Raw genomic sequence first — 23,015 nt, 5'->3', positions numbered from 1 at the left:
CTGCTTCCCTGAGAACCGCCCGCGTGAAGGCCGCAGACAATCATGTTATTCCTGAACCATCGCTTCGAGCTCGGCCTTTGCCCCTGCTGCGTCAAGATTGCCTGCGCGTCCAATCAGCACCAGGCGCGCACCCTCCACGGGCAGATCCGAGGGCAGCAGGCTGGCGCGGCGGCCGACGAGCTGGAACAGGAAGGTCTGGCCCGGCCGCTCGACGACGCGGATGAGCCCCTTGGCCCGCACGAGACGCGGCGCAAGGTTCTCTATGATGGCCCTGAACCGCGTGAGGGCCAGCGGACGCGGCGACGTCCACTCGACATGGACGAAGCGATCGTCGGAGATCAAGGAGGCCTCGGTGAGAGGCACCCCCTCGCGCTGAAAGGGCTGGCCGACGAGAAGCTCCAGCGGAATGCCCCCGCTCTCGTCCGCAACGACGACCAGCGTCTTGCCCATGCCCGCAAGTCTCGCCCGCAGATCATCGACGGCGGCCGTCTCGCCGGCTTTGGCGAGAACGATGATGTCGGCGGCCCGGACCTGGGCCTGCCAGAGGTCGTCGGCCACATCATGCATCTCGACGTCCACCACCGTCACCACGGCGTCGAGCCGCACCGCCCTCCGCAAGACTGGATCATGCAGCGCTTCGATGATCCCGCGCGGGTCGGACACGCCGCTCGCCTCGATCACGATGGCACCGATTGGCCGGCCGGCTGACAGCACCCCTGCAAGGGTACGCAGCAGGTCGCCCTGCAGCGAGCAGCAGATGCATCCATTCTTCAGCGCGAAGACCGGCAGGCCGGTGGCGGAGAGGATGGCCTCGTCGATGGCGATGGCGCCGAAGTCATTGACGATGACGGCCAAGGGCAGATCCACGTCACCGACCAGCATAGCATTGATCAGGCTCGTCTTTCCGGCCCCCAGCGCGCCTGCGATGATGACGACGGGAACAGGAAGCGCGGCTTCGCCATCATGCATGCGCCGGTCCTCGGGCACGCAGCGGACGCCCCGGCCGGGCGCGCGCGTCAAGCCGGCCCCCCAGAAGGACCGGTCGCCCGCACACCAGCAACGCGTCGACACCTGCGGCCGGCGCCGTCATGTCGGAAAAGCTGGCCCGAGAGGCGATGGTCGCGGGATCAAACACAAGGATATCCGCGTCGCAACCCTCCTGGAGGCGCCCCTTCCGCTTCATTCCGGGCAAGCAACTTTCAATGAGGCGGGCCGGCAACACCGTGCATTTGGCGAGCGCGTCCACGAGCGCGATCCTGCCACGGTCGCGCCAATACTCGCCGATGAACTTCGTGAAGGTTCCGGCTGAGCGCGGGTGGGACGACAGGCGCTTCGGCAGCGGCCATTCCTCCCCGCGATAGATGGCGCCGTCGGGTTCCACCCATGGCATTCCATCCGAGGCGATAATGCCGCCGGGGTAGAGCACCGACAGATCTAGTAGATCCTGAAAGGCCGGTTCGTTCTCGATATCAAGGAAATGCCATGCCACCAAGGCGGCGGGGTCCGCTTCCCGGGCCGACAGAAGGTCCGCCCTGTCCTTCAAGTGCGCGCCATTGTGGATCAATTCGATGCTGTTGTATCCGGACCCGGTTCGATCCGGAAAATCCAAGGCCGCGAAGAAGCTCGCCGAAATTACCGTCGAGCCTGTCCCGTAGGGGTAGGCCTCAACCGTGACCGGGAGACCGCACGCCTGTGCGTGCTGGATCAGCGCCCGGCACCGCGCGATGTCGTGCAGCGATGTCGAGTTGAGATGGCAGATGTGCATGCGCGCGCCGGTGGCGGCTGCCAGGCCGACGATGCGGACATAGGAATCTTCGGAACTCAGCGGATCCGCGTTGGCCATGTTGGCGATGTGCGTGAAGGTTGGAGCCGCATGGCGGGCGGCAAGCTCGCAGACCCGCGTCATCTCCTTGATCCCGGCGCCGGGGGCGTAGCCGTGGGCGATGCCGATGCCGATCCCCCCTTCCCGCAGTCCGGCCTCGATGACGGAGCAGATCTCCTCGACCGCGCGCGCGCCCGCAACGTCGCTCGACCACCCGCCGCGATTATCGGCCCCCTCCCCCATCATTTCCATCGGATGCCGGCCCGGATCAGGCACGATGCCGGCCATCACCTGCTTGCGGGCGAAGATCCAGCTCGCCGAAGCACCATAATTCAGCACCCGCCCGACTTGCTCCTGCCGCTCGTACCAGGTTCCGACGGGAAGAACGCCAACCTCGAGCTCCAGCGTCGTCGTCACGCCATCGAATGCCTGCATCCAGTCCGCGGCGACGCACTGGCCGTGGGCGTGGAGATCGATGAAGCCGGGGCACACGACGCGTCCGGTCGCATCGATCAGGCGCGTCCCGTCCGCTTCCGGGATGCGCCCGATCCGCACGATGCCGCCGCCCCTGATGCCGACGTCCGCGACCTCGTCGCGGCCGGTCTCAGGATCGATCACCCGCCCTCCGGAAATGATGACATCGAAAGCTTTGCTCGGCACGACGCTCCGCCTCCCCCGTCGATAAGCCCCGTCCTGCCCCAACCATGTTCGCGCCGGTCAGGGCAGGGGTGGCGCTCAGCCTATTTCGCTTTGCCGGCAACCAGCGGACAGTCGCTCTCGCTCAGGGGGCGATAGGCGACTTCGGCGGAGATCGTCTCCTGGACTTTGTAGTAAGTCCAAGGCTTTTCCAGCTCTTTCGGCTCCTTCACTTGAACCAGATAGAAATCGTGGATCAGCTTGTTGTCGGCCCTGAGCTTGGCACCCGGTGCGTAGAAGTCATCGACCGGCGTCGCGCGCATCTTTTCGAGAACGCGATCCGTGTCATCCGACTCGATGGCCGCGACCGCCTTCAGATAGTGGAACACGGCGGAATAGACCGCGGCCTGCGGCGCCGTCGGCATGGCGCCGTGCAGGGCATAGAAGCGCTTGGCGAAGGCGCGGGTGCTGTCGTTCAAGTCCCAATACCAGGCCGTGACGCCCGTCAGCCCCTTCGCCATCTCCAGGCCCATGCCGTGGATGTCGGTGAGGAACATGAGCAGCGCGACCGGCGTCTGGGGGCCGGCATTCATGTTGAACTCGTTCCACTGCTTGATGGAAGAAACGAGTTGCTCTCCGGCGTTGGCAAAGGCGACGACCTTGGCACCCGAGCTTTGCGCCTGGAGGAGGAAGGAGGAATAATCCGCATTGCCAAGCGGGTGGAACACCGAGCCGACGGACTTGCCGCCGACGGTGCCGAGCATCCGTTCGGACTCAGCCACCATGTTGCGCCCGAAGGCGTAGTCGGCAGCGATGAAGAACCATTTGTCCTGCCCCTGGCCGACGAGCTTGCGGATGGGGCCGGCGACCAGGTTGTAGTTGTCGTGCAGCCATGCGAGCCCGGTCGGAGCGCACTGCTTTCCGGTGATCTCCACCGTGCCCACGGCGGAGTACATCACCAGCTTGTTCTTTTCTCGCCCGAGAGACTGGATGGCCAGGGCAACTGCCGAATTTCCGATGTCGGCCACCATGTCGACGCCTTCGGAGAACCAGCGCCGCACGATCTGGGCTCCCACGTCAGCCTTGTTCTGGTGATCGGCGACGAGGAGTTCCACCTTGATGTTGGGCGAGAGTTTCTTGAAATCCTCCACGGCAAGCCTGGCGGCCACCACCGATCCCTTGCCGGAGAGATCGGACAAGGGACCGGATTGGTCATTGATGATGCCAATCTTGACAACGCCCTCGGATATCTCCGCCGCCGAGGGCGTCGCCGCGAGCGCGAGAGCCATGATGGCGCCGACACCGGATACCCAAAGCGCCCGCAAGCAACTTCTGCGTTTCTGCATGCCTTGATCGTACGTCATTTCGAGTATTCCCCTGCGAGCCGTATCGGCTTCCTGGATTGATTGCGGGCGACGGACGCAGCCGCGCGGAGTGGCTCGCCCTCGCCTGTTCTTTTGCAAATCCTGCTCTTGGAGGTGAAAGGCTACAACGGCCGTTTTCCCTCGTTTTCTGCCATGGCCCCGGCGGCCCGCACGATCAGCTCCCGGGCCATGACGTCGGCGACCAGCGCCGGCGACGTCCTGCTTGCCTCCGCCCGGTCGAGCACCTGCCCGAGGCGGCCGGGAATACGGTGTACGGCGTCGTGGACCATACCGCGGTCGTGCCCGAGGTATTCTGCCGCCACGTTGATGATGCCTCCGGCATTGGCGACGAAGTCGGGCACGTAGAGTATGCCCCGCTCGTGCAGGCGGCCCGCATCCGCCTCGGTGGCGAGCTGGTTGTTCGCGGCGCCAGCGACGAGACGCGCGCGCAGCTGCGGAATGGTGACCTCGTTGAGCCCGGCACCGAGCGCACAGGGGGCGAAAAGGTCGACGTCGGACGCATGGATTTCCTCCGGCGAGACCACCTCCACGGGGGTCGTCGCGCGCAGACGCTCTGCCGCCTCCGGGTGCACGTCGGCGACCACCAGCGAGGCGCCAGCGTCATGCAGGCGGCGGCAGAGGTCCGCACCGACGCTGCCGAGGCCCTGCACCGCGATCCGACTCCCCGACAGCGGACGGCCCCGCCGTGCACACACATGGGCGATGCTGAGAAAGACGCCGAGTGCGGTCCACGGCGAAGGATCGCCGCCGGCCTGGTCCGCATCGGCCGGAAGCCCGAAGACGAAAGGCGTCTGCGAGCGCGCGACTTCCATGTCGCGCGGCGTGGTGCCCACGTCTTCGGCGGCCAGATAATCGCCTCCGATCTCGTCCAGAACCCGCCCGAATGCCCGGAACAGCGCTGCTCGGTCGAAGGCGCCAACGGGCCGCCGGATGACGGACTTGCCGCCGCCCAAAGGCAGGCCTGCCATCGCGTTCTTGTAGCTCATGCCGCGGGCAAGGCGCCGGGCATCCGAGAGCATGGCGGCTTCGTCGTCATAGTGCCAGAAGCGGCAGCCCCCGGTCGCCGGCCCCAGCGCCAGCGAGTCCACCACGATGACCCCCGACAGGTCGCTGTCGGGATCCTCGAACCGGAAGATGCTCTGGCCGCCTTCCTCCATGCGGGTCAGTTGCAAGGTCATCACGATGCCCCGCTGCAGGAGGGAAGCGCGGCGGAATCAGCCCCCTGCGGGCCCGTGCCGTGCTGCATCCGCGCGACAGCCCGCTGGCTGGAGCGAAGCCGCTCCTCGAGCAGCGGGCGGGCGGCGGACCGGACCTCGGCTATAAGCTCGGCCGGAGCGTTGTCCTCGGTGATGTCGAAGGGTGGCTTCGGGTCATACTCCAGCATCAGCTGGACGCGCTTCGCGACCTCGTCGCCGCACAGCTCGGCCGCCACCTGGAAGGCGAAGTCGATCCCCGCCGTGACGCCGCCTCCGGAGATGCGGTTGCGGTCCACCACGATGCGTTCCTTGACCGGGATGGCACCGAGGATCGCGAGCTGATCGCGCGACAGCCAATGGCACGCGGACTTGTAGCCATCGAGCAGCCCGGCACCCGCGAGGATGAAACACCCGGCGCACACGGACGTTACATAGCGCGCGCGCGCGCCCGCCTGGGCGACGAAAGCCATCACCTCCTCGTTATCCATCAGCGCCATCTGCCCCGGACCACCACCGACGCAGAGCACGTCCAGTTGCGGACAGTCCGCGAAAGTGGTCGTCGGCATGAGAGTGAGCCCCACGTCGCTCGTGATCGGCTCGATGGACTTCCAAAGCAGATGCATCCGGGCGCCGGGCAGGCGGGCGAAGACTTCGAACGGTCCCGTGACATCCAATTGGGTCATGCCGGGGAAAAAGAGAAGTCCGATATCCAGCGTTGTTTTATTCACGTCGTTCCCTCTCGATGCTGCGGCATGAGATTGGGCATGACAGGGCGCGGCGGAAACGACATTCTACCCACCTTTCCTGCCAACGACCGGCAACGGGATGGGGGGCGGCTTGCAGCAGCGACATGTCGTCTTCGTGGTGTTCCCCGATGCCCTGGTGCTCGACCTCTCCGGTCCACTGGCAGCGTTTGAACTGTCCTGCGAGACCTCCGAAGGCACCGCGCCGCCCTACCGCCTGACGGTGGCGTCGGTGGCAGGCGGGCTGGTGCGCACGTCGTCGGGCCTGGAGCTGATGAGCCAACCGCTCGCGGGTGTGGGCGAGGTGGACACGTTGGTGATCGTGGGCGGGCCTGGGGTGCATATCGCCGCACGCGAGCCGCTCCTGCTGGCGTGGCTCTCGGAACGCGCCGGGGGCATCCGCCGGGTCTGCTCCGTCTGCACAGGCACTTTTGTGCTTGCGGCGGCCGGGTTACTCGGGGGGCGGCGGGTGGTGACGCACTGGGGTTCCTGCCGGCTCCTTCAGGATCGCTATCCGGATCTCATGGTGTCGGCCGATGCGATCTACGAGCATGACGGTCCCGTCTGGACCTCCGCAGGCGTGACCGCGGGCATCGATCTGGCGCTCGCCCTGATCGAGGACGACCGCGGCCGAGCCGAGGCCATCAGGGTGGCCAAGCGGCTGGTCGTCTTCTTGAAGCGTGGTGGAGGACAGACTCAGTTCAGCGTCCCGCTGGCCCTACAGGAGGCCGATGACGGCGGCTTCGAGGCCCTGCACAGCTGGATCAGCGATCACCTCGACCAGGACCTCCGGGTCGAGACCCTCGCCGAGCGCGTTTCCATGAGCCCGCGCACTTTCGCCCGGCTCTATGTGGCGCGGACGGGGCGCACGCCGGCCAAGGTGGTGGAGGAGTTGCGGATCGAGGCTGCCCGCCGCGCTCTCGAGGAGACACGGCAGAGCATCAAGGAGATCGCGGTTCGCTGCGGCTTCGTCGACGAAGAGAGGATGAGGCGCGCCTTTCGCCGCCGATTGGGCGTGAACCCGCAGGACTACCGCGGCAAGTTCGGATCGATCGAAGCCGGCGGCGACGTACGCTGATCCCTATCTGCGCATCGCGCCCGTCACGGCGCGGGCGAAGGCCGTGACCCTCATTCCCGTGAACCCCGGCAGCCCCGGCTTCGAGAAGGAGATCGCGGCGACCGAAAAGCTGGTGAAGGCCGGCTTCTATCCCTGCCCGGTGGATTTCGCCACGGTGGTGGACGGCCGCTATGCCGAGCAGATCCTCAGCGGCGACAAGACCCCGAACAACTGACGAAAGGTCGGGTCGCGGCGCCGGCGAAGCCCTGGCACCGCCAGCGTCACATGAACTGTCCTTGCAGACAAACGAAAAAGGCTCCTGCCATGTGCAGGAGCCGTTGCGTTTTGGGCTCCAAACAGCGCGTGTCCGCCTGTGCGGCTTTGGAGTGGGTCTGCGAACGCTGTTGGTGCAGTACTACCTCTCGTGGATCTCGAACACCCCTTCCACCTCGACCGGCACATTACGCGGCAACGACGAACTGCCGACTGCGATGCGTACGTGACGCCCGGCGTCGCCGAATACCTCGACCATAAGGTCCGAGGCACCGTTGATGACCTTGGGGTGATCACCGAACTCAGGCACGGCGTTCACGAAGCCTCCGAGGCGCACAACGCCAGCCACCTGGTCCAGATCGCCACCTAGTGCCTTCGACAGCTGTGCGAGCAGGTTGATGGCGCAAAGGCGCGCCGCGGCCTGACCGTCGGCGAGGGACACTGTGTCGCCGAGCTTGCCGGTGAACTGATCCTGTCCGTCGCGGGTGGGCACCTGGCCGGCCACGTAGAGGCACGTCCCAACGCGCCGGGTCGGCACGTAATTGGCCGAAGGGACGGCGGCATCGGGAAGCACGATGCCAAGTTGCGCGAGGCGGTCTGCGATCTTGCTCATGGGTTTCGGACCTCCTGTCTTCAAGCTGCGGTCGGCAACGGCACCACCCTGCGGATGCTGTCACGGTTGATGTCGTCGAGAGACCTCCAGCCGCCGATGGCCATGGCCAGGTCGATCTCCGCCTTCAGCAGTGCAAGGGCGTGACGGACGCCCGCTTCTCCTGCGATGGCGAGGCCCCACAGATGGCTCCGGCCGATGAGGACCGCACTGGCACCGAGTGCGATGGCCTTTAAAACATCCGAGCCTCGGCGGACCCCGCCGTCGAGAAGCACGGGAACTTCGCCCGCTACCGCGTCGACGACCTCCGCGAGGGCCTCGATTGCGCCCAGGGTCCCATCGAACTGGCGGCCGCCATGGTTGGAGACCTGCACCCCATCGCAGCCGAGAGACACGGCATGGCGCGCATCCTGGGCCCGCAGAATGCCCTTGATGATCAGCGGGCCATCCCAGATGCCGCGCAGCCATTCCACGTCCTTCCAGGACACAGCGGGGTCGATCAGCGTCGAGATGTAGCGCGCCATGTCCACCACCCCGCCGCCGCCATAGGGCTCGAAATTGCGGAAGGTGACGCGCGGCGTGCGCGCCATGCGCATCCACCAGCCCGCGTGAAGGGCCGCATCGGCCAGCGTGCCGAGCGACAGGCGCGGGTCGATGGTGAAGCCGTTGCGGATGTCCCGCTCGCGCCGGCCGAGTACGGGACAGTCGACGGTCAGGACGAGGGCCTCATAGCGTGCGGCCCTGGCCCGCGCCGCGAAGTCCCGCGTGATGCCGCGGTCCCGATAAATGAACAGCTGGAGCCAGCGGCCCCCCTCCCCGGCCCCGGCGACCTCCTCGATGGAGAGTGTCGCGCCGGCGCTTACTTCCATGATGGTGCCTTCGGCCGCGGCGGCGCGGGCGACGTCCGCCTCCCCTCGCGGCCAGAGCAGGCCCGAAGAGCCCGTCGGCGCAATCAGGACAGGTGTCAAGATGCGCCGGCCGAACAGCGTGCGGCCCTGTTCCCGAGTTTCCCCGCCGGTGAGTGCCTGCGCCATGAGCGCGTAGTTGGCGAAGCCGCCGGCGTTCCGCCTGAGCGTCGACTCGTCCCCGGATCCACCGTCGACGAAATCGAACAGCATGCGCGGGAGCGTTCGACGCGCGGCAGCGCGCATGTCGTCGATGGTGAGAAGGGATGACAAGCGTCTGCGTCCGGTCGAAAACATCGGGGCAACTCGCGCTCGGTGAGGATCAATCAGCGGTCCAACCGCCATCGACGAGGAGTGATGCCCCGGTCACGAGCGCGGCGGCATCGCCGGCGAGGAACAGGACGGCGCCCATCACATCCTCGACCCGGCCGATGCGACCGAGCTTGATGCGCGCACGGACTGCAGCCAGCGCGTCGTCGTTCAGTCCGTAGGAGCGGGTCAGCGGCGTATCGATGAAGGTGGGCGCGATGGCGTTGACACGGATATCGTGCGGCCCAAGCTCAACCGCCAGCGCTTTGGTAAGGCCCTCGATCGCGAATTTCGAGGCGACATAAAGCGACCTGTTGGCCGCGCCCACATGCCCAAGCTGCGACGAGATGTGGATGATCGATCCCGGTCGTCCAGTCGCGATGAGCGCGCCGGCGACGCTCCGGGCGAGGAAGTAGGCGGCCTTCACGTTCAGATCGAAAACGGCGTCGAAATCCTCCGGCGTCGTGTCGAGCAGTGGGCGCGGGCGATTGGTGCCGGCATTGCTCACCAGAATGTCGAACGGCTCGAACCGCTCCAGCACGTCCTGCATCGCCCGCAGGTCAGTGATGTCGAGGGGCAGCGCGGATGCCGCGCCGCCGGCCGACCGGATGGCTTCGGCCCCGGCCTCCACCTCCTCCACCGTCCGCGCGCACAGGGTCACATGGGCGCCCGCATGCGCCAGGGCCGCGGCGGCCCCAAGACCGATGCCGCGCCCTGCTCCGGTGACGAGGGCGCGGCGTCCCTCCAGACGGAAGGATGGTGTTTCCGGCAGCGGAGGCAGGGCCATGCCTCAGCCGCCAAGCCGGGCGCGCAGTTCGCCCAGCGCCGCGGCGGCCGCTTCTACTTCGCTTACATGGAATCCGGCCGCGAGGTCCGGGCTATAGGCCGAAAGCGCATGCTGCGCGGCCTCGGAGTAGACCACCCTTCCGTCACCGCTCACGCTGACGCCGTCCGCCGCCTCGAAGCCCCGGTTCCAGGCCACGGCCTCTGCCTCGGTCATGCCGTCCGGCAGGTCGAGCGCCACCCGACCGCGATCGACCCTGACCGGATACCCGCCCGGCAGGCCCGCAGGTCCCGGCACGTGGGCGCGGATTTCGCCGTGGCCAGCAAGCGCCAGCAGCACGGGAACGGCGGCAGCGCCGGAGATGGCATTGAGATCGCGGTAGGGGAGCTGGACATGGCGGGTCCAGCCGTCCACGTCCTCGACCTCCTCGCCGCCGATCCAGGAGCGCACGGGGGCGCCGGTACGCTCGGTGCCAGGCTTCCGCCACTGGACGAGATGCTGGTGATGGCCAAGGACGCGAACGCTGGCACGCCGCTCGGGAGGGACCAGAGCCTCGATGATGGACGAGAAGATGCCGATATTGCCTACGCCGCAGGTGATTGGCAGGCCGGACGCCGCCAGAACCTGGTTCACCCCATCCGGATAGCAGGTGTTGACGAAGGCAATGTCGGCACCGCTGGCCTTCACCGCACGCGCCGATCTTGACGGCAGCAACGCATGGAACGCGATGGTCATGCCGAAGCCGGCCTCCGCCACCAGCTTCGACCACGCGCTGTCCAACCGGTCCACCTTCCAGGGGGACTGGAGCGAGGCCGACTGGACCAACACGCGGGGCGCGGCGGCGGCGATGGCTTCGCCCACCGTCTCCGCCGAGGACTGGTCGACCGCGAGGGTATCGAAGGTGGCCGTCGTGCCGAAAATGGCGGCGCGCGCGTTGCCCGCCTGCGCCAGCCACGTCATGCGCTCGCGATTGCGCCCGCCGATGGTGACCCTGACGGGCCCGCGCGCCGTGGCCGCCAGGTCACCGATCATGATCTCGGCGAAATAGCCGGTTCCGATGATGAGAATGTCGCTGTTGGCCATGGTCTGCCCTTCGTGCTCGAGGGTCACTTCAGGAAATCGTTGGTGAACACCTTGGAGATGTCGGTCTTATCCTTCATCATCTCCATGGCGATCAGCTGCGCCTGAAGGTTCTCCCAGGCCGCGGCGGTCGAGTGGCCGAGACCGTTCTGCTTCACGTCCGGCGACTGGGTGAGTTTGAGAACCTCGGGCAGCTTCAGCTCCGCATACACCTTGTCGGTGCTGGGATTGGCCTTGATGAAGGCCGCGTAGGCCGCCTTGGGATCATCGATGGCCGCCTGCCAGCCCTTCAGGAAGGCGCGGGTGAAGCGCTTCACGAGGTCCGGCTTCTCCTTCACCAGGGCCGGGTTGGTGAGCAGGGAGGTGGAATACATCTTCATGCCGAGGTCCTCGAAGAGGATCCAGCTGACATCCTCGCCTGTCGCCCTCAGCTTCAGCGCGTCGTTGAAATAGAAGCCGACGCCCACATCGATCCGGTTGGAGGCGATCATGGCGACGAGCGCGCCGTCGGCCGGCACCTCGCGCAGCTTGGCGGCATCGAGCTTGAGGTCCTTCTTCATCGCCTCCCACTGGCGCCCGGTGTTGCTCTTGAGCTGGACACCGATGGTCTTGCCGTAGAGGTCGGTCTTGACGTCCTTGATGTTCTGGGACGTCTTGAAGATGAAGGCCGTGGGATTTTGCTGGAGCACCACTGCTGTTGCGACCAGATCCAGCCCGCGCTGGGCGCCGATCAGGATCTGATCGGCGGTGGCATAGCCGAATTCCGCGTCCCGGTTGCCCACCAGCTTCACGGTGACAGACGAGCCCTCACCGGGCAGGAGATCGACATCGATGCCCTCGTCGCGGAAGTAGCCGCGCTCCATGGCGAGGAAGATCGGCGCGTGCTCGGCACCGAACACCCAGTCGAGCCGCAGCTTCACCTTGTCGGCCGCCTGCGCCACTACCGGTGCCAGAAGCCCCGACAGCGCGATGCCGGCGGCGGCCGTGAGTTTCAGAAGAGACCTGCGTTCCGTCCACATGTCCGTTCCCCTTTGTCACTGGAAGGTTCGTTTTCAACACAAGGTCTGCGGCCCCGCCGCTCACATGGTGGCCTGCACCCCGCCGCCTTCCGGCGCGGACGGAATGAGAAGACGCTCGGCCAGCACCACGGCGAGGAACATGAGGATGCCGACGACGCTGAGGCAGATGATCGCCGCGAACATCAGCTCGGTATCGAGCGTGATGTTGGAGGCGTTGATGACGTATCCCAGCCCTTCACCGGCGGCGACGAACTCGCCCACCACGGCTCCGACGATGGCGAGGGTAATGGAGATCTTCAGCGCGGCGAAGAAATAGGGCATGGCCCAGGGCAGGCTGATCTTGGTGAATTTCTCCCAAGTGCTGGCACCCAGGGAATCCATGTATTGCAGCAGCTCGGAATCGACCGAGGTGAGCCCCTTGGATGTGTTGATCACCACCGGGAAGAAGGCGATCAGCGCGGCGATCACCACCTTGGGCGTGAGGCCGAAGCCGAACCAGATGAGGAAGAGCGGCGCGAAGGCGATCTTGGGCAGGATTTGCGCCGCCACCAGAAACGGATAGGTCAGGTCACGGATCACCCGCGAATAGGCGATGCCCACCGCGATGAGGAAGCCGCTGGCCACCGCCGTCAGGAAGCCGAGCGAGATGGCGACGAAGGTGGGCCAGGTGTTCTTGATGAGGATGGCCCGGCTCTCCCACGCCACCTCGGCGATGCGGGAGGGCGGGGGCAGGATCACCGGCTTGATGCCGAGGAGATCCACCAGCCCTTCCCACAGGCCGAAGAATGCGACGAAGACGAGCACCTGGCCGAAGGTGACCGAGACGCGATAGAGCGAGGCGCCGGACATGGTTCACACCTCCGCCATGATGGGCGCCGGCGCGGATGCCGGATCGCGGGGGCGCAGCAGGCCGCGGATGCGGGAGGCGAGCGCGGCGAAGTCCGGCATCTCGCGGATTTTCTCGGTGCGTGGGCGAGGGAAGGGCACGTTGATGCGCTCCAGCACCCGGCCGGGGCGCGCGGACATCACGACGATCTGTTCGGACAAGAGCACCGCCTCGGGGATCGAGTGGGTGATGAAGACGACCGTCGTCTCCGTCTGGGCCCAGATGCGCAGCAACTCCTCCTGAAGGGTCTCCCGCGTGATCTCGTCGAGGGCGGCGAAAGGCTCGTCCATCAGGAGAATTCTCGGGCGGAAGGCGAGCGCACGGCAGATGGAGACGCGCTGCTGCATGCCGCCGGACAGCTCATGCGGGAAGCGATGCTCGAAGCCGGCAAGGCCGGCGACCTGGAGCCAGTGCCGGGCCTCGGCCTCGCGCTCGCTCCGGCTCATGCCGCGGCGGGCGACTTCCAGGGTCAGCATCACGTTGTCGAGCGCGCTCCGCCACGGCAGCAGCAACGCCCGCTGAAAGACGTAGCCCACCTGCCCTTGCACCTTGGTCCGCGCGAGCGGCTCCCCGTCGAACAGGACGCGGCCGCCCGAGGGCTGGAGCACGCCGGAGAGGATCTTGAGCAAGGTGGTCTTGCCGCAGCCCGAGGGTCCCACCACGCTGAGGAATGAGCCGGGCGCGATATCGAACGAGACCTTGTCGAGCGCCGTGGTGACGCCCGTCCTGGTCTTGAACACGACGGACAGGTCCTCGATCGATATTCCGGGGGCTTTGGCCATGGCTCAACCGATCCTGATCAGTCGGTCGGTGTCGGTATAGTCCGACAACAGCTCCGAACCGGTGGCGGTGATCAGCATCAGGTCCTTGTTCTGGACCCCGAAGCCGTAGCCCGTGCGGTAGCAAAGGGGCTCGAAGCCCAGCACCATGTTCTCCTCGAGTGCCGCCGACCTCCCGGGCTGGCCGAGGAGTGGCGTCGCGCCGAGATAGGGGTCTTCGTGAAGGTGGAGGCCGATGCCGTGGCCGACGAACGAGATCGGCGGCAGGTTGTGGGCCTTCAGCCGCCCCACGAAGTCGTTGTAGATCTCGAGGCAGTCGGCCCCCGGCTTGGAGATGTCGAGCAGCCGATACTTGCAATCCACCATCACCTGCCAGACCTCTTCGGCCATGGGCGGCGGCTCTTCCACATAGGCGGTGCGGCAGACGCCCGCCTGATAGCCGCCAATGACGGAGAAGATCTCCACGCGGCAGACGTCGCCGCGCACCAGCTTGCGGTCGGTGGGACCGACATTCGGCAATTGGCTGCGCTCGCCGGTGGCGGTGATAAGCAGCTTGAAGTGCTCCGCGCCCAATTCGTAGATGTTGCGGGTGAGATGGGCGGCGATGTCGAGCTCGGTATCGCCGGGCTTGAGGGCCGAGAGCGTGTCGCCGATGGCCTGGTCTGCGATGCGCGCGAGCCGGCGCAGCAGGGCCACTTCGCCGGGCGTCTTGATCTGCCGGAGGCGCGAGAGGAGATGCTCGGCGGGCACGAAGGTGACGCCGGGCAGGGCCGCCGAGAGGCGGGCGAAGTCTCCTGCCGGCAGGTAGTCCATCTCGATGCCGATGCGCCCGCCCGAGAGGCCGAGGCCGCCGAGCATCGTGGCGAGCACGCTCATGGCGTCGTCGGAGAACTCCTTCCAGATGGTGAGGGGCACGCCCGGCGCCTCGCGCACCACCGTGCTCTCCTCCATGTCCACCACGAACAGATTGAGCGCCGCATCCGCGCTCACCACCGCCATGGCGTGGCGATGGCGCAGCAGCGGCTGGGAGGGGACGACGAAGCCCGCCGCATAGGCGAAGTTCTCCGGCGAGCAGGAGACGATCGCGTCGATGCCCTGCTCGCGCATGGCGGCGGCCTGCCGGCTGAGGATTTCCTCACGCATGTGTTCTTATCCCTGGATGCTTCGGCTCAGGCCGGAACGGTGTAGCGGGCGATCTTCTCGGCATCGATGTCGATGCCCATGCCGGGGCCGGTGGGCACCTCGATGGCGCCGTCCACGAGGGTGAGCGGCTGCAAGATCAGATCGTCCGTGTAGTAGATGCCGCCGATCTGGCCCTGCTGGAACGCCGCGGGGGTGGAGACCGGTACGACGTTCGAGAGGGTGACGGCCGGCGCGGACGCGGCGAGGTGGATGTTGGCGAGGTTGCCCACGCCCGTTTCCACCGAGCCGTTCACATTGCAGACGATGCCCGCCGCGCGGCACACCGCGGCCACCTCCATCGCCTTGTAGAGGCCGCCGGGCTTGGTGGTGTAGATCGAGACGATCTGGGCGGCGCGGCGTTCGATGATCTGGATGGCGTCGTGGGCATTCCAGGCGGATTCGTCCGCCATCACCGGCGCATCGATGGCCTGCGCGACCTCGGCGATCCGCTCGATGCCCATCACCGGCTGCTCGACGTACTTCAGCTCGTATTTCTCCATCTTGCGGATGGTGCGGATGGCGTCTCCCGGCGTGCGGTAGCCTTCGTTGGCGTCTACGCAGATGTCCACCTTGTCGCCCGCGGCGGCCCGCACCGCGCCAACCACCGCGACGTCGCGGTCCGGGTCCACGCCGATCTTCACCTTGATGGTGCGTATGCCCTCGGCGGCGACCTTCTCCGCCTCGGCTGCGGCGTCCTCCAGCGAGATGAGGCCGATGGAATGGGTGACCGGCACGCGCGACCGCGACTTGCCGCCCAGCAGGGTGTGGACCGGGACACCCAGCCAACGGCCGCTCACGTCGTAATAGGCGAACTCCACCGCCGCCTTGGCATAGGGATAGCCTTTCAGCACGGCATCCATGCGGGCATGCAGCTCGGCCGGATTGGCAAGCTCGACGCCGACGAGGGCGGGCGCGAAATAGCGCTGGATCAGCAGGTCGGCGATGGCGACACTCTCGCCGAAATAGCGGCCGAACTCGCCGCCCCAGTCCTTGAGCGCCGGCGCCTCACCCCAGCCGGTCCGGCCGTCGTCGTCCGTCATCTTCACGAGCAGGTAGCGGCCGATGGGCTCCGTCAGCCCCGTCCATTGATGCTTCCGGCGGGTGGGGAGCTGGACGACAAGGGTCTCGATGCTGGCGATTTTCGGCACGTTTTGGCTCCAATGTGAGCACATAGTGTGATCACATTTTGAAGCTGTCAACGACCCCAGATGAAGTTCAGTGCAGTTTTTTTAGTGCCCATTCGTTGGGCGCGCGGCGTAAATGCCGGCACGGCATTGAACGTCAACGTTGCTCAAAACGCCTTTCCCGCGCGAGAATCCTTGCCTCCTGGCAGATCCCCTCCACGCGACTGGAGCGTCGGCGTCCTCTGCTCAATCGGACCGTTTCCGGCGGGCGCGGCTTGGTGTAATGTCAAGCTCGTTCATTCCGGGTTGCCGATCCCTGACGACTAAACTATTGATCACATATTGAGATCATATAATTGTCGACTGCTTTTCCTTCCGGCCGCTTCCGACAAGCGTCCTGCGGCTCGGCGGCGGTGAGGACCCCATGGCCAACGCGAAGACCAACAAGACGCCAGCCGCGCCGGAGGAGAAGGCCACGCGCGGGCGCGCACATGTCTACGATCTCGTGGCCAGATACATGTACCGCGGCCTCATGGTCGGCGCGTTCCTGCCGGGGCAGGTCATGAGCCTCAGAAAGCTCGCGGCCGCCCTCGGCACCAGTCCCATGCCGGTTCGCGAGGTGCTGAGCCGGCTCGTCGCCGCCAATGCGCTGGAGGAGACGAAGGGCGGCTCGGTTCGAGTGCCCCGGCTGACGCCGGAGAAGATTGCCGACCTGTTCGATGTGCGCGAGCAACTGGAGGGTAATGCCACCGAACGCGCGGCCAAGGCTTGCACGAAAGAGCTGATCTCGGAGCTGACGGCCATCAACAAGAGCCTGCTCCAGGCCATCGAGAAGCGCGACATCATGAACTGCCTGTCACAGAATCAGAAATTCCACTTCACCCTGTACGAGGCTTCCGGCTCCGACGTCTTGATGCCGCTGATCGAATCCCTATGGCTCCAGTTCGGCCCGACCATGTACATGTCGTTCCTTGTGCCTTCCATGCCGTGGGATGCTACAAGCCACGTCAAGATCATCGAGGCGCTCAAGGCGGAAAATCCCGGCGCGGCCAAGCGCGCCGTGCTGCACGACATCCGCCGCACCGGCCAGGCCCTGCTCAACGTGGGCGGCGGGCAGAGCATCGAATTGCCCTTCACCCGCGGCCTTGAGCTGCTGTTCGACACTTGATCTCTGGGCAGCTCACGCCTCGGCCGTTGCACCGACCTGGTAGAGATCAACCTTGGTGCCGTCGGGATCTGCCACATAGATGGTGGGGCCGTAGGGCCCATTATGCAGATCCGTGAAGAACGGCACCCCGGCGGACCGGAGGCGCTCTCTCATGGCGCGCGCATCGTCCACCTCGAAGGCGATGTGGTCGATCTGCCGGTGTTCCGTCTCCCGTCCGGCGATCAGCGCAATGCCGTGGTGGAACGCGACGAATGGGCGACCATCGGCGAGCGGCTTGGCCGGCCGGCTGGTGAAGCCGAGCAGGCGCGTGTAGAAATCCACGGACTTGTCGATATCGGCGACCATGATGAGCTGATGGCCAAAACCCGTAACCCGCGCCGCAGACGCGGCCTGCTGCATGGCTCCGCTCATTTCTTCTGCTCTTCCATGTCAATGCCCAGGATGCCGCCACGTCCCCAGCTGTCCTTCGGGGTTTCGTGAATCACCACGTGCAGGGCTTGCAGGCAGCCTCCTCCACCATCGCCTTGGTGATGGCCTTAACGAGGTTGCGCTTCTGCTCCACGGAGCGGTCTTCCCACATCTCGACGACTACGAGTGGCATCGCATTCTCCTTAGCTCTTCTTCAGCTCCCGGACCTGTCATTGCGGATTTCTGCGATCCGGCGGCTGATGCCGCTCCACTGGCTGCGGCCTACCGTGACCGGTGCCCGCGAGCCCATGCCACGGGCCCAGATCGACTTCAGCCCCAGCGCTGCGGCCGCGTCGCGATCGATGGTGCCGGGCGGGGCCGCCACATCCACCAGCAGAGCATGCGCCGGCAACAGGCGCAGCAGATCCTCGCCGAGGATCTGAAGGGGCACGCTGCCGATCACAATATCCATGCGCGGCAGCAGCTCGGGCAGCGCCTCAAGTGGCGCGGATTCTGCTCCTGCGGCATAGGCCGCCGCCCGCTGGACGGGATTACGCGCCGCCACGTGCACATGGGCACCGAGGGCGATCAGCGTGCGAGTGAGGGAGCCGATGGTCCCCTGCCCCACGAGGCAAATATTTGATTTGTGGATGGTGATGCGGGTGTTCTCGATGATCACCCTGAGCACCCCTTCCACGATGGCAGGGCCCGCAACAGCATCAGATCCACATCCCACTCATATTCGTGGAGCGTGATGCCGAGCACCTCACAATGGGCCTTCAGGTTCGCGTCGGCCCAGCCGAGGATGATGTGTGCGCCCGGCTTCATTCCCGCCAGCATCTCCCGCGTGGGGATGATCTTCTGCGGGCAGCTCGGGGCGAAGAGCGCGCCTTCCTTGGTGATGCCGGGAATAGGGAAAAGGGCGATGTCCGCCCCGCTGAGCGCGTCGGCCGCATCCTGGGCCAGCCGCACGCCTTCGATGCCGCCCTCAGGCCAGGGAAAGCCGAAGGCGCGCACTTCGGCCCTTGTGCCCGCAGCGCGCAATCTCTTGTTCGCGTGGATCGCGCGCCACCACAGCGATCGTCAGGCCTTGCCAGCTCATGCCGCCCTCACCTTTTCCAGAAGCGCAGCCAAGGAGAGGCCGGCGATACCCATGGCCTGCGCCGTGCGTCCCCCCGCGCGATAGTCCACATCGACCGCGGTCTCGGCGAGACGCATCAGCGCGCCCGCCACCGGAACGTCGACCCCGGCGATCTGCGCAATCTCAAGGAAGGGCAACAGGCCGTGGCCGAAGTCCTCCTTGTAATAGCGATGGTCAAACGATCCCGGCGCGCGAATGCGCTGGTTCGCCGAGCCGGCGGAGATTGCACCGCGATAGTCATTGGGATCATCCAAGGCATCGATCGTGCCGATCTTCTGCATCTCGCCCATAAGGTTGGGCAGGTCGTGGCCGAACGCACGGGCGACCGCGAGCCGTTCGCAGTCGAGAGCGCGGACGGTACGGGCCACCCCCTCGGTCATGCCCTCCACATAGAAGGTGAAGTTGCCGCCGGTCGCCTCCACCCAGGCCGCCGCCAGCACGGCACCGGGCGCGTGGAGCACCATGTTCACGTTGCAAAGCCCTGAGGCGAGGACGTCGGGAACCGGCGTCGCACCGGGAAACAGCCCGATGGCCAGATCGAGAACATCCCGGGGCGCTCCGAGCGGCGCCGCCCGCACCACGCCCGCGCGCCCGCTGACGGTGACCGAATCCGGGCTGTATTTGCGCGCAACGTAGGTGAGCGTGGAGAACTCGACCAGCGGCGGCGGCCGCCGCCCCGCCTGAACGAACGCCTGGACGAATTCCAGCGCGCCGCCGGTGTGGCCGGGATTGAGGATGACCGGCATGTCGACGCGCATGTCCGCATCGATCATGGCGCGGGCAACACCCGCGTGCAGGAAGGTGGGGAGCACCACGACCGCCGCGTCTGCGCCCGCGAGCGCCTCCCCTAGGTTCGTGGTCATGCGCTGCGGCATGGCGAGCCCTTCGCCGAGAACACCGTCATAGACGATGCCGCCGCGCTCCAGATGCGGAGCGATGGTCGCCCGCGAGCGAGACCAGACGCGTACCCGGTGTCCGGCCGCGAGCAACTCGACCGCCGCCGCACACGCTCCTGCCCCGCACCCCACCACGGTCACATCCATGCCGACTCCCTCAGCCTTCGCGCCCAATCGCGACTGAGCCCTACGGATAGCGCTGCCGTCGCTTTACCTGAAAACTTGATCACATTCGATGATCACAAATAGCTCTGTCAAGCAAAACCGGCTGCGTCGCCAGACTGCAGCGGAAAGCAGCGCGCAGCTACCGATATCGGCATCCCATTGTGGGCATTTGCCTCTGTTTTAATCACTCCACAGGACAGCCTGCCGTAGCGGCAGATGCGCTTGACGCACTTAATTTTGTGATCACATTATGAGATCAATAACGGACAAAGGTCCTTCCGCCCTTATTGCCTTCAACGGGAACATTGCGCCCCGGAGATCCGGCCGGCGCCGCGGAGACCATCCATTACAATCGAAGCCTGGACTCGCCCCTCGGCCCGGATCGGGCGCATGGCCCGCATCGGCCTTGCCGCAGCCCTCGCGCTCGCCGCCACTGCAGCCGCGGCGGCCGAGGACGTGAACGTAAGGTTCAGCTACAAGCGCAAGGGGGAATACGGCTTCTTCTTCATGGGCCAGGAAAAGGGCGTCTATCCGACGCGAGCACGAAGGACAGCGGCTCTTCGATCGTCGCCATCACCACCACCGTCAGCGTGGGTGGGACCGGCGGAGACGGCGGCAAGGGCGGAGAGGTCAAGATCGACAGCTCCGGACGCGTGAGCACCAAGGGTGACCAGGCTATCGGCATCGCCGCCTACAGCATCGGCGGCGGTGGCGGCACCGGCGGCAGCTCCTACGCGAGCGGAACTGCTTCCGGCGCGAAAGGGAACGTCAGCGTGAACGTTGCCGTGGGTGGCAAGGGCGGCAGCGGGAATGCGGGCGGAACGGTCAAGGTCAAGAACGCCGGCACCATCGAGACGGAGGGGTATGCCGCGCACGGGATCCATGCCCTCAGCGTGGGCGGAGGCGGCGGCAACGGCGGTGCGGGCACGGTGGCCGCGTCGTCCTCCGGCATCGGTATCGGCAAGGAGAAACCGAAGGACGGAACCCCGGGCGGCAACAAGGTCCAGGTCAAGGCCGTTGTGGACGTGGGCGTCGGCGGCGATGGCGCCGGCGGCTCCAACGGAGAATTGGTCGAGGTGATCAACACCAAGACCGTCACGACGCGCGGGGTCGAAGCCCGCGGCGTCCTTGCCCAGTCGATCGGTGGCGGCGGCGGTGTCGGCGGGGGCGGGAACGACGCAGGGTGCCAATACGGTGCAGGTCAACGTCAGCGTCGGCGCGAAAGGCGGCGGCGCTGGTGATGGCAGCGACGTGACCGTGAAGAACCAGTCGACGGCGGCGGCCATCACCACCTACGGCGACGGCGCCCACGGCATCCAGGCCCAGTCCATCGGCGGCGGCGGCTCCGGTGGATCGAGCGCGGCCGGCGCAGGTGAAACCACGATCACCAAGCTCGGTGCATCGCTGGCGAAGAACGGCTTCAAGGCCCTCGCGATGAAGGTGCTGCTGAAGTTTTCCGCCAAGATCGGTGTCAAGGCCGAAGTCGCCGTCAATGTCACTGGCAACGTCACCACCGGTGGCAGCGGCGGCAGTGGGGGGCAACGGCAAGACGGTCACGGTGCTGAACGAGGGCGGAATCGACACCTAGGGTTAGGTGCCGCCGGGATCTATGCACAATCCATCGGTGGTGGCGGAGGCGACGCTGGCGCCGCCTCGATGAGCGGCGCTTCCGTCACGAACTCGATCAAGATGGCAAATGGCGCGAGCGGTGGGGCTGGCGGCAATGGCGGCACCGTCACCGTGACGAACGCAGCCTCAGGCCGGATCGAAACGGGAGGCGATTCCTCTTTCGGAATCCTTGCCCAATCCGTTGGCGGCGGCGGTGGTAAATCCACGCTCGGGATGGACTATTCGTCGGCCTTGCTGTCCTCACCCGCCCTCACCTCCGGTGGTAGAGATGGGGCGCGCGGCACCGGCGGCGAGGTCACGGTGGCCAATGCCGGTACCATCACCACCGGTGGCGCCGAAGCGCATGGCGTGATCGCGCAATCCATCGGCGGTGGCGGCGGCGTTCTGGTGCTCGACATCGCCGACCCCTACACCGAGCTGGAGCTGAAATCGCTCACCGCGAAGGAGAAGGCGACCCTCAGGCAGTACGGTGTCGACGTCGACGCACTCATCAAGGAAGCGGAAGCCGCCAAGAAGGCGGAGACGGCCACCGTACAGAAGCTCTCGCTCCAGCTTGGCGCGACGGGAGGCTCTGCCGGAGATGCCAGCACGGTCACGGTCAAGCACTCCGGGAAGATTTCGACGACTGGTGCGGGCGCCTTCGGCATCATAGCTCAGTCCATCGGCGGCGGCCTGATCTCCGATGGCGGCGGCTCCAGCGTCGGCGCGATGGCCGTCACCTGCCGGCTCGGCGGTTCCGCGAACAGCTCCGGCAATGGCGGACTTGTGGCACTTGAGCTCGGCACCGGCAGCATCACCACCACCGGCAAGGGTGCGGTGGGCATCTTCGCCCAGTCCATCGGCGGCGGCTATACGGGCGCGCTGGACACGACGACGGCCAGCTACGACAAGCTGCTCGCCCGGAAGGATCCGTCCAGGGGCCTCAGCGGCGGCGTGCTGATCAAGATGGCCGATCCCGCAAGCACCGTAACCATAGCGACCACCGGGAAGAACGCGCATGACGTGTTCGCGCAGGCGATCGGTGGCGGTGGCGGGGCGATCGCCACGGAAGACGGCATCGTGCTGCCGACCGCCATCGGGACCACCGATGGACGGAGGCTTGAGAAACAGGGCGGCGGCCTGATCGAGATCGCGCTGAAGGGCAGCGTGACCGCCACGGGCGACGGCGCCATGGGGATCTATGCCCAGAGCGGCGCCCAGGGCGGTTCCGGTCGTGTCGTGCAGGGTACCGGCAAGAGCATCCGCGTTCTCATGGATGGAACATTGACGGGAGGCAGCGGCACGGGTGCGGCCCTCTTCATCGACGGAGGCGCTGAAAACCACATCGAATTCCGGCCGGGCTCCACCGTCAGTGCGCTCTCCGGCCTCACGGTGAATCCACCTGAGGGCAGGACTCGCTGCGCAATTTCGGGACGCTCACCGGCGACGTGAACCTCGCGCTTGGCGGCACAGGCGAGGTGAACAGCTTCATCAACGAGGCGGGCGGCACCTATGTCAGCTCCGCCCGCGGCATCGTCAGCGCGGGCCAGGCCGGGAGCATGCAGAACGACGGCGCCTCAACATCGGTGACACCAACACATTCGCCACGGCCACCGTCACAACATCATCGTGGCTGATGAAGGTCATATCGCGTCCAGGATACGCTTCGATTGCGCGCCGTCCGGCGAATTTCTCGGGTTGCCATTAAACGGAAGGCGCATCGTGCTTTATGAGCACGCCTTTTATACTTTGGTCGGAGGCAAAATCGCCGAGGTGTTTTCTGTGATCGACAAGACGGGAATCGAAGCTCAGCTCACGTTCTAGAGATGGCAGCTCCCT

General features: G+C 66.1%; 27 protein-coding genes. 8 read left to right on the top strand and 19 right to left on the bottom strand.

The genetic code is table 11. The features are described from left to right. Nucleotides 1-45: 45 nt before the first annotated feature. The 5 genes from V5F63_RS07295 to V5F63_RS07275 all read right to left on the bottom strand — a co-directional run bounded on the left by V5F63_RS07295 (nt 46) and on the right by V5F63_RS07275 (nt 5,767). A complete protein-coding gene (locus V5F63_RS07295) occupies nt 46-987 on the bottom strand; it encodes a CobW family GTP-binding protein (RefSeq protein ID WP_394102120.1) in 942 nt (313 codons plus the stop codon). After that, nucleotides 962-2,482 carry an amidohydrolase family protein gene (locus tag V5F63_RS07290; RefSeq protein WP_394102121.1) on the bottom strand — a complete coding sequence of 507 codons (1,521 nt, stop codon included), beginning with the start codon at nt 2,480-2,482 and terminating at the stop codon, nt 962-964. Before V5F63_RS07290 ends, V5F63_RS07295 begins: the two co-directional genes overlap by 26 nt. Nucleotides 2,483-2,562: 80 nt before the next feature. Further along, a complete protein-coding gene (locus tag V5F63_RS07285; RefSeq protein WP_394102122.1) occupies nt 2,563-3,921 on the bottom strand; it encodes an ABC transporter substrate-binding protein in 1,359 nt (452 codons plus the stop codon). 23 nt (nt 3,922-3,944) lie between these two features. Then, nucleotides 3,945-5,021: a Glu/Leu/Phe/Val family dehydrogenase gene (locus V5F63_RS07280; protein ID WP_394102123.1), complete on the bottom strand. Its 1,077-nt coding sequence runs from the start codon at nt 5,019-5,021 to the stop codon at nt 3,945-3,947. Next, nucleotides 5,021-5,767: a DJ-1/PfpI family protein gene (locus V5F63_RS07275; RefSeq protein WP_209488415.1), complete on the bottom strand. Its 747-nt coding sequence runs from the start codon at nt 5,765-5,767 to the stop codon at nt 5,021-5,023. The genes V5F63_RS07280 and V5F63_RS07275 overlap by 1 nt, the downstream gene beginning before the upstream one ends. 97 nt (nt 5,768-5,864) lie before the next feature. Here V5F63_RS07275 and V5F63_RS07270 point away from each other — a divergent pair, with 97 nt between their 5' ends. Further along, complete coding sequence (locus V5F63_RS07270; RefSeq protein ID WP_445329495.1) at nt 5,865-6,860, top strand: GlxA family transcriptional regulator; 996 nt, start codon at nt 5,865-5,867, stop codon at nt 6,858-6,860. Between the two features lie 43 nt (nt 6,861-6,903). After that, complete coding sequence (locus tag V5F63_RS07265; protein WP_209488412.1) at nt 6,904-7,074, top strand: hypothetical protein; 171 nt, start codon at nt 6,904-6,906, stop codon at nt 7,072-7,074. Nucleotides 7,075-7,254: 180 nt separating this feature from the next. On the opposite strand, the gene V5F63_RS07260 is transcribed toward V5F63_RS07265, so the two are convergent. The 9 genes from V5F63_RS07260 to V5F63_RS07220 form a co-directional block, all read right to left on the bottom strand. Then, on the bottom strand, nt 7,255-7,725 hold the full coding sequence (locus V5F63_RS07260; RefSeq protein WP_394102125.1) for a RidA family protein: 471 nt from the start codon (nt 7,723-7,725) through the stop codon (nt 7,255-7,257). Nucleotides 7,726-7,745: 20 nt separating this feature from the next. Next, the gene (locus V5F63_RS07255; protein ID WP_509210823.1) at nt 7,746-8,873 is read right to left on the bottom strand and encodes an alpha-hydroxy-acid oxidizing protein; all 1,128 of its coding nucleotides are present in this window, start codon (nt 8,871-8,873) and stop codon (nt 7,746-7,748) included. A gap of 76 nt (nt 8,874-8,949) precedes the next feature. Further along, on the bottom strand, nt 8,950-9,723 hold the full coding sequence (locus V5F63_RS07250; protein ID WP_394102127.1) for an SDR family NAD(P)-dependent oxidoreductase: 774 nt from the start codon (nt 9,721-9,723) through the stop codon (nt 8,950-8,952). A 3-nt stretch (nt 9,724-9,726) separates the two neighbouring features. Then, nucleotides 9,727-10,830: a hypothetical protein gene (locus tag V5F63_RS07245; RefSeq protein ID WP_394102128.1), complete on the bottom strand. Its 1,104-nt coding sequence runs from the start codon at nt 10,828-10,830 to the stop codon at nt 9,727-9,729. Next, nucleotides 10,827-11,819 carry an ABC transporter substrate-binding protein gene (locus V5F63_RS07240; protein ID WP_209488402.1) on the bottom strand — a complete coding sequence of 331 codons (993 nt, stop codon included), beginning with the start codon at nt 11,817-11,819 and terminating at the stop codon, nt 10,827-10,829. Before V5F63_RS07240 ends, V5F63_RS07245 begins: the two co-directional genes overlap by 4 nt. Before the next feature lie 60 nt (nt 11,820-11,879). Next, complete coding sequence (locus V5F63_RS07235; RefSeq protein WP_394102129.1) at nt 11,880-12,668, bottom strand: ABC transporter permease; 789 nt, start codon at nt 12,666-12,668, stop codon at nt 11,880-11,882. Nucleotides 12,669-12,671: 3 nt separating this feature from the next. Beyond that, entirely contained in the window at nt 12,672-13,487 is an 816-nt protein-coding gene (locus tag V5F63_RS07230) for an ABC transporter ATP-binding protein (protein WP_394102130.1), read from the bottom strand. A 3-nt stretch (nt 13,488-13,490) separates the two neighbouring features. Then, nucleotides 13,491-14,627 (bottom strand): M24 family metallopeptidase, encoded by a 1,137-nt coding sequence (locus tag V5F63_RS07225; protein ID WP_394102131.1) that lies wholly within the window; start codon nt 14,625-14,627, stop codon nt 13,491-13,493. A 26-nt stretch (nt 14,628-14,653) separates the two neighbouring features. Further along, nucleotides 14,654-15,814, bottom strand: a complete 1,161-nt coding sequence (locus V5F63_RS07220) for a mandelate racemase/muconate lactonizing enzyme family protein (protein WP_394102132.1) — start codon at nt 15,812-15,814, stop codon at nt 14,654-14,656. A gap of 400 nt (nt 15,815-16,214) precedes the next feature. Between V5F63_RS07220 and V5F63_RS07215 the strand changes: the two genes are divergently transcribed. Continuing rightward, complete coding sequence (locus V5F63_RS07215; RefSeq protein ID WP_394029065.1) at nt 16,215-16,958, top strand: GntR family transcriptional regulator; 744 nt, start codon at nt 16,215-16,217, stop codon at nt 16,956-16,958. Nucleotides 16,959-16,970: 12 nt separating this feature from the next. Here the strand turns inward: V5F63_RS07215 and V5F63_RS07210 are convergent, their stop codons facing one another. The 5 genes from V5F63_RS07210 to V5F63_RS07190 form a co-directional block, all read right to left on the bottom strand. Next, complete coding sequence (locus tag V5F63_RS07210) at nt 16,971-17,357, bottom strand: VOC family protein (RefSeq protein ID WP_394102133.1); 387 nt, start codon at nt 17,355-17,357, stop codon at nt 16,971-16,973. A gap of 82 nt (nt 17,358-17,439) precedes the next feature. Further along, nucleotides 17,440-17,559, bottom strand: coding sequence for a tautomerase family protein (locus tag V5F63_RS07205; protein WP_394102134.1), 120 nt, complete (start codon nt 17,557-17,559; stop codon nt 17,440-17,442). Between the two features lie 21 nt (nt 17,560-17,580). Further along, nucleotides 17,581-18,045, bottom strand: coding sequence for an NAD(P)-dependent oxidoreductase (locus V5F63_RS07200; protein ID WP_394102135.1), 465 nt, complete (start codon nt 18,043-18,045; stop codon nt 17,581-17,583). Further along, a complete protein-coding gene (locus tag V5F63_RS07195; protein WP_394102136.1) occupies nt 18,042-18,383 on the bottom strand; it encodes a dipicolinate synthase subunit DpsA in 342 nt (113 codons plus the stop codon). Before V5F63_RS07195 ends, V5F63_RS07200 begins: the two co-directional genes overlap by 4 nt. Before the next feature lie 81 nt (nt 18,384-18,464). Next, the gene (locus tag V5F63_RS07190; RefSeq protein ID WP_394102137.1) at nt 18,465-19,550 is read right to left on the bottom strand and encodes an NAD/NADP octopine/nopaline dehydrogenase family protein; all 1,086 of its coding nucleotides are present in this window, start codon (nt 19,548-19,550) and stop codon (nt 18,465-18,467) included. Nucleotides 19,551-19,958: 408 nt separating this feature from the next. On the opposite strand from V5F63_RS07190, the gene V5F63_RS07185 reads away from it, so the two are divergent. Genes V5F63_RS07185 through V5F63_RS07165 form a run of 5 tightly spaced genes read left to right on the top strand, consistent with a single transcriptional unit; the run spans nt 19,959 to nt 23,000 of the window. Next, nucleotides 19,959-20,225 (top strand): hypothetical protein, encoded by a 267-nt coding sequence (locus V5F63_RS07185; protein ID WP_394102138.1) that lies wholly within the window; start codon nt 19,959-19,961, stop codon nt 20,223-20,225. Beyond that, nucleotides 20,222-20,809, top strand: coding sequence for a hypothetical protein (locus V5F63_RS07180; RefSeq protein WP_394102139.1), 588 nt, complete (start codon nt 20,222-20,224; stop codon nt 20,807-20,809). Before V5F63_RS07185 ends, V5F63_RS07180 begins: the two co-directional genes overlap by 4 nt. Continuing rightward, nucleotides 20,763-22,628 (top strand): hypothetical protein, encoded by a 1,866-nt coding sequence (locus V5F63_RS07175; protein WP_394102140.1) that lies wholly within the window; start codon nt 20,763-20,765, stop codon nt 22,626-22,628. The genes V5F63_RS07180 and V5F63_RS07175 overlap by 47 nt, the downstream gene beginning before the upstream one ends. Continuing rightward, nucleotides 22,625-22,813 carry a hypothetical protein gene (locus V5F63_RS07170; protein ID WP_394102141.1) on the top strand — a complete coding sequence of 63 codons (189 nt, stop codon included), beginning with the start codon at nt 22,625-22,627 and terminating at the stop codon, nt 22,811-22,813. Before V5F63_RS07175 ends, V5F63_RS07170 begins: the two co-directional genes overlap by 4 nt. Beyond that, complete coding sequence (locus V5F63_RS07165; protein ID WP_348634342.1) at nt 22,806-23,000, top strand: ester cyclase; 195 nt, start codon at nt 22,806-22,808, stop codon at nt 22,998-23,000. Before V5F63_RS07170 ends, V5F63_RS07165 begins: the two co-directional genes overlap by 8 nt. The last annotated feature ends 15 nt before the right edge of the window (nt 23,001-23,015 follow it).

Origin of the sequence: Xanthobacter wiegelii (genome assembly GCF_043193855.2) — a bacterium.
In the GTDB taxonomy this organism is placed as follows: domain Bacteria; phylum Pseudomonadota; class Alphaproteobacteria; order Rhizobiales; family Xanthobacteraceae; genus Xanthobacter; species Xanthobacter flavus_A.
This window is presented reverse-complemented; position numbering and strand designations above follow the sequence as displayed.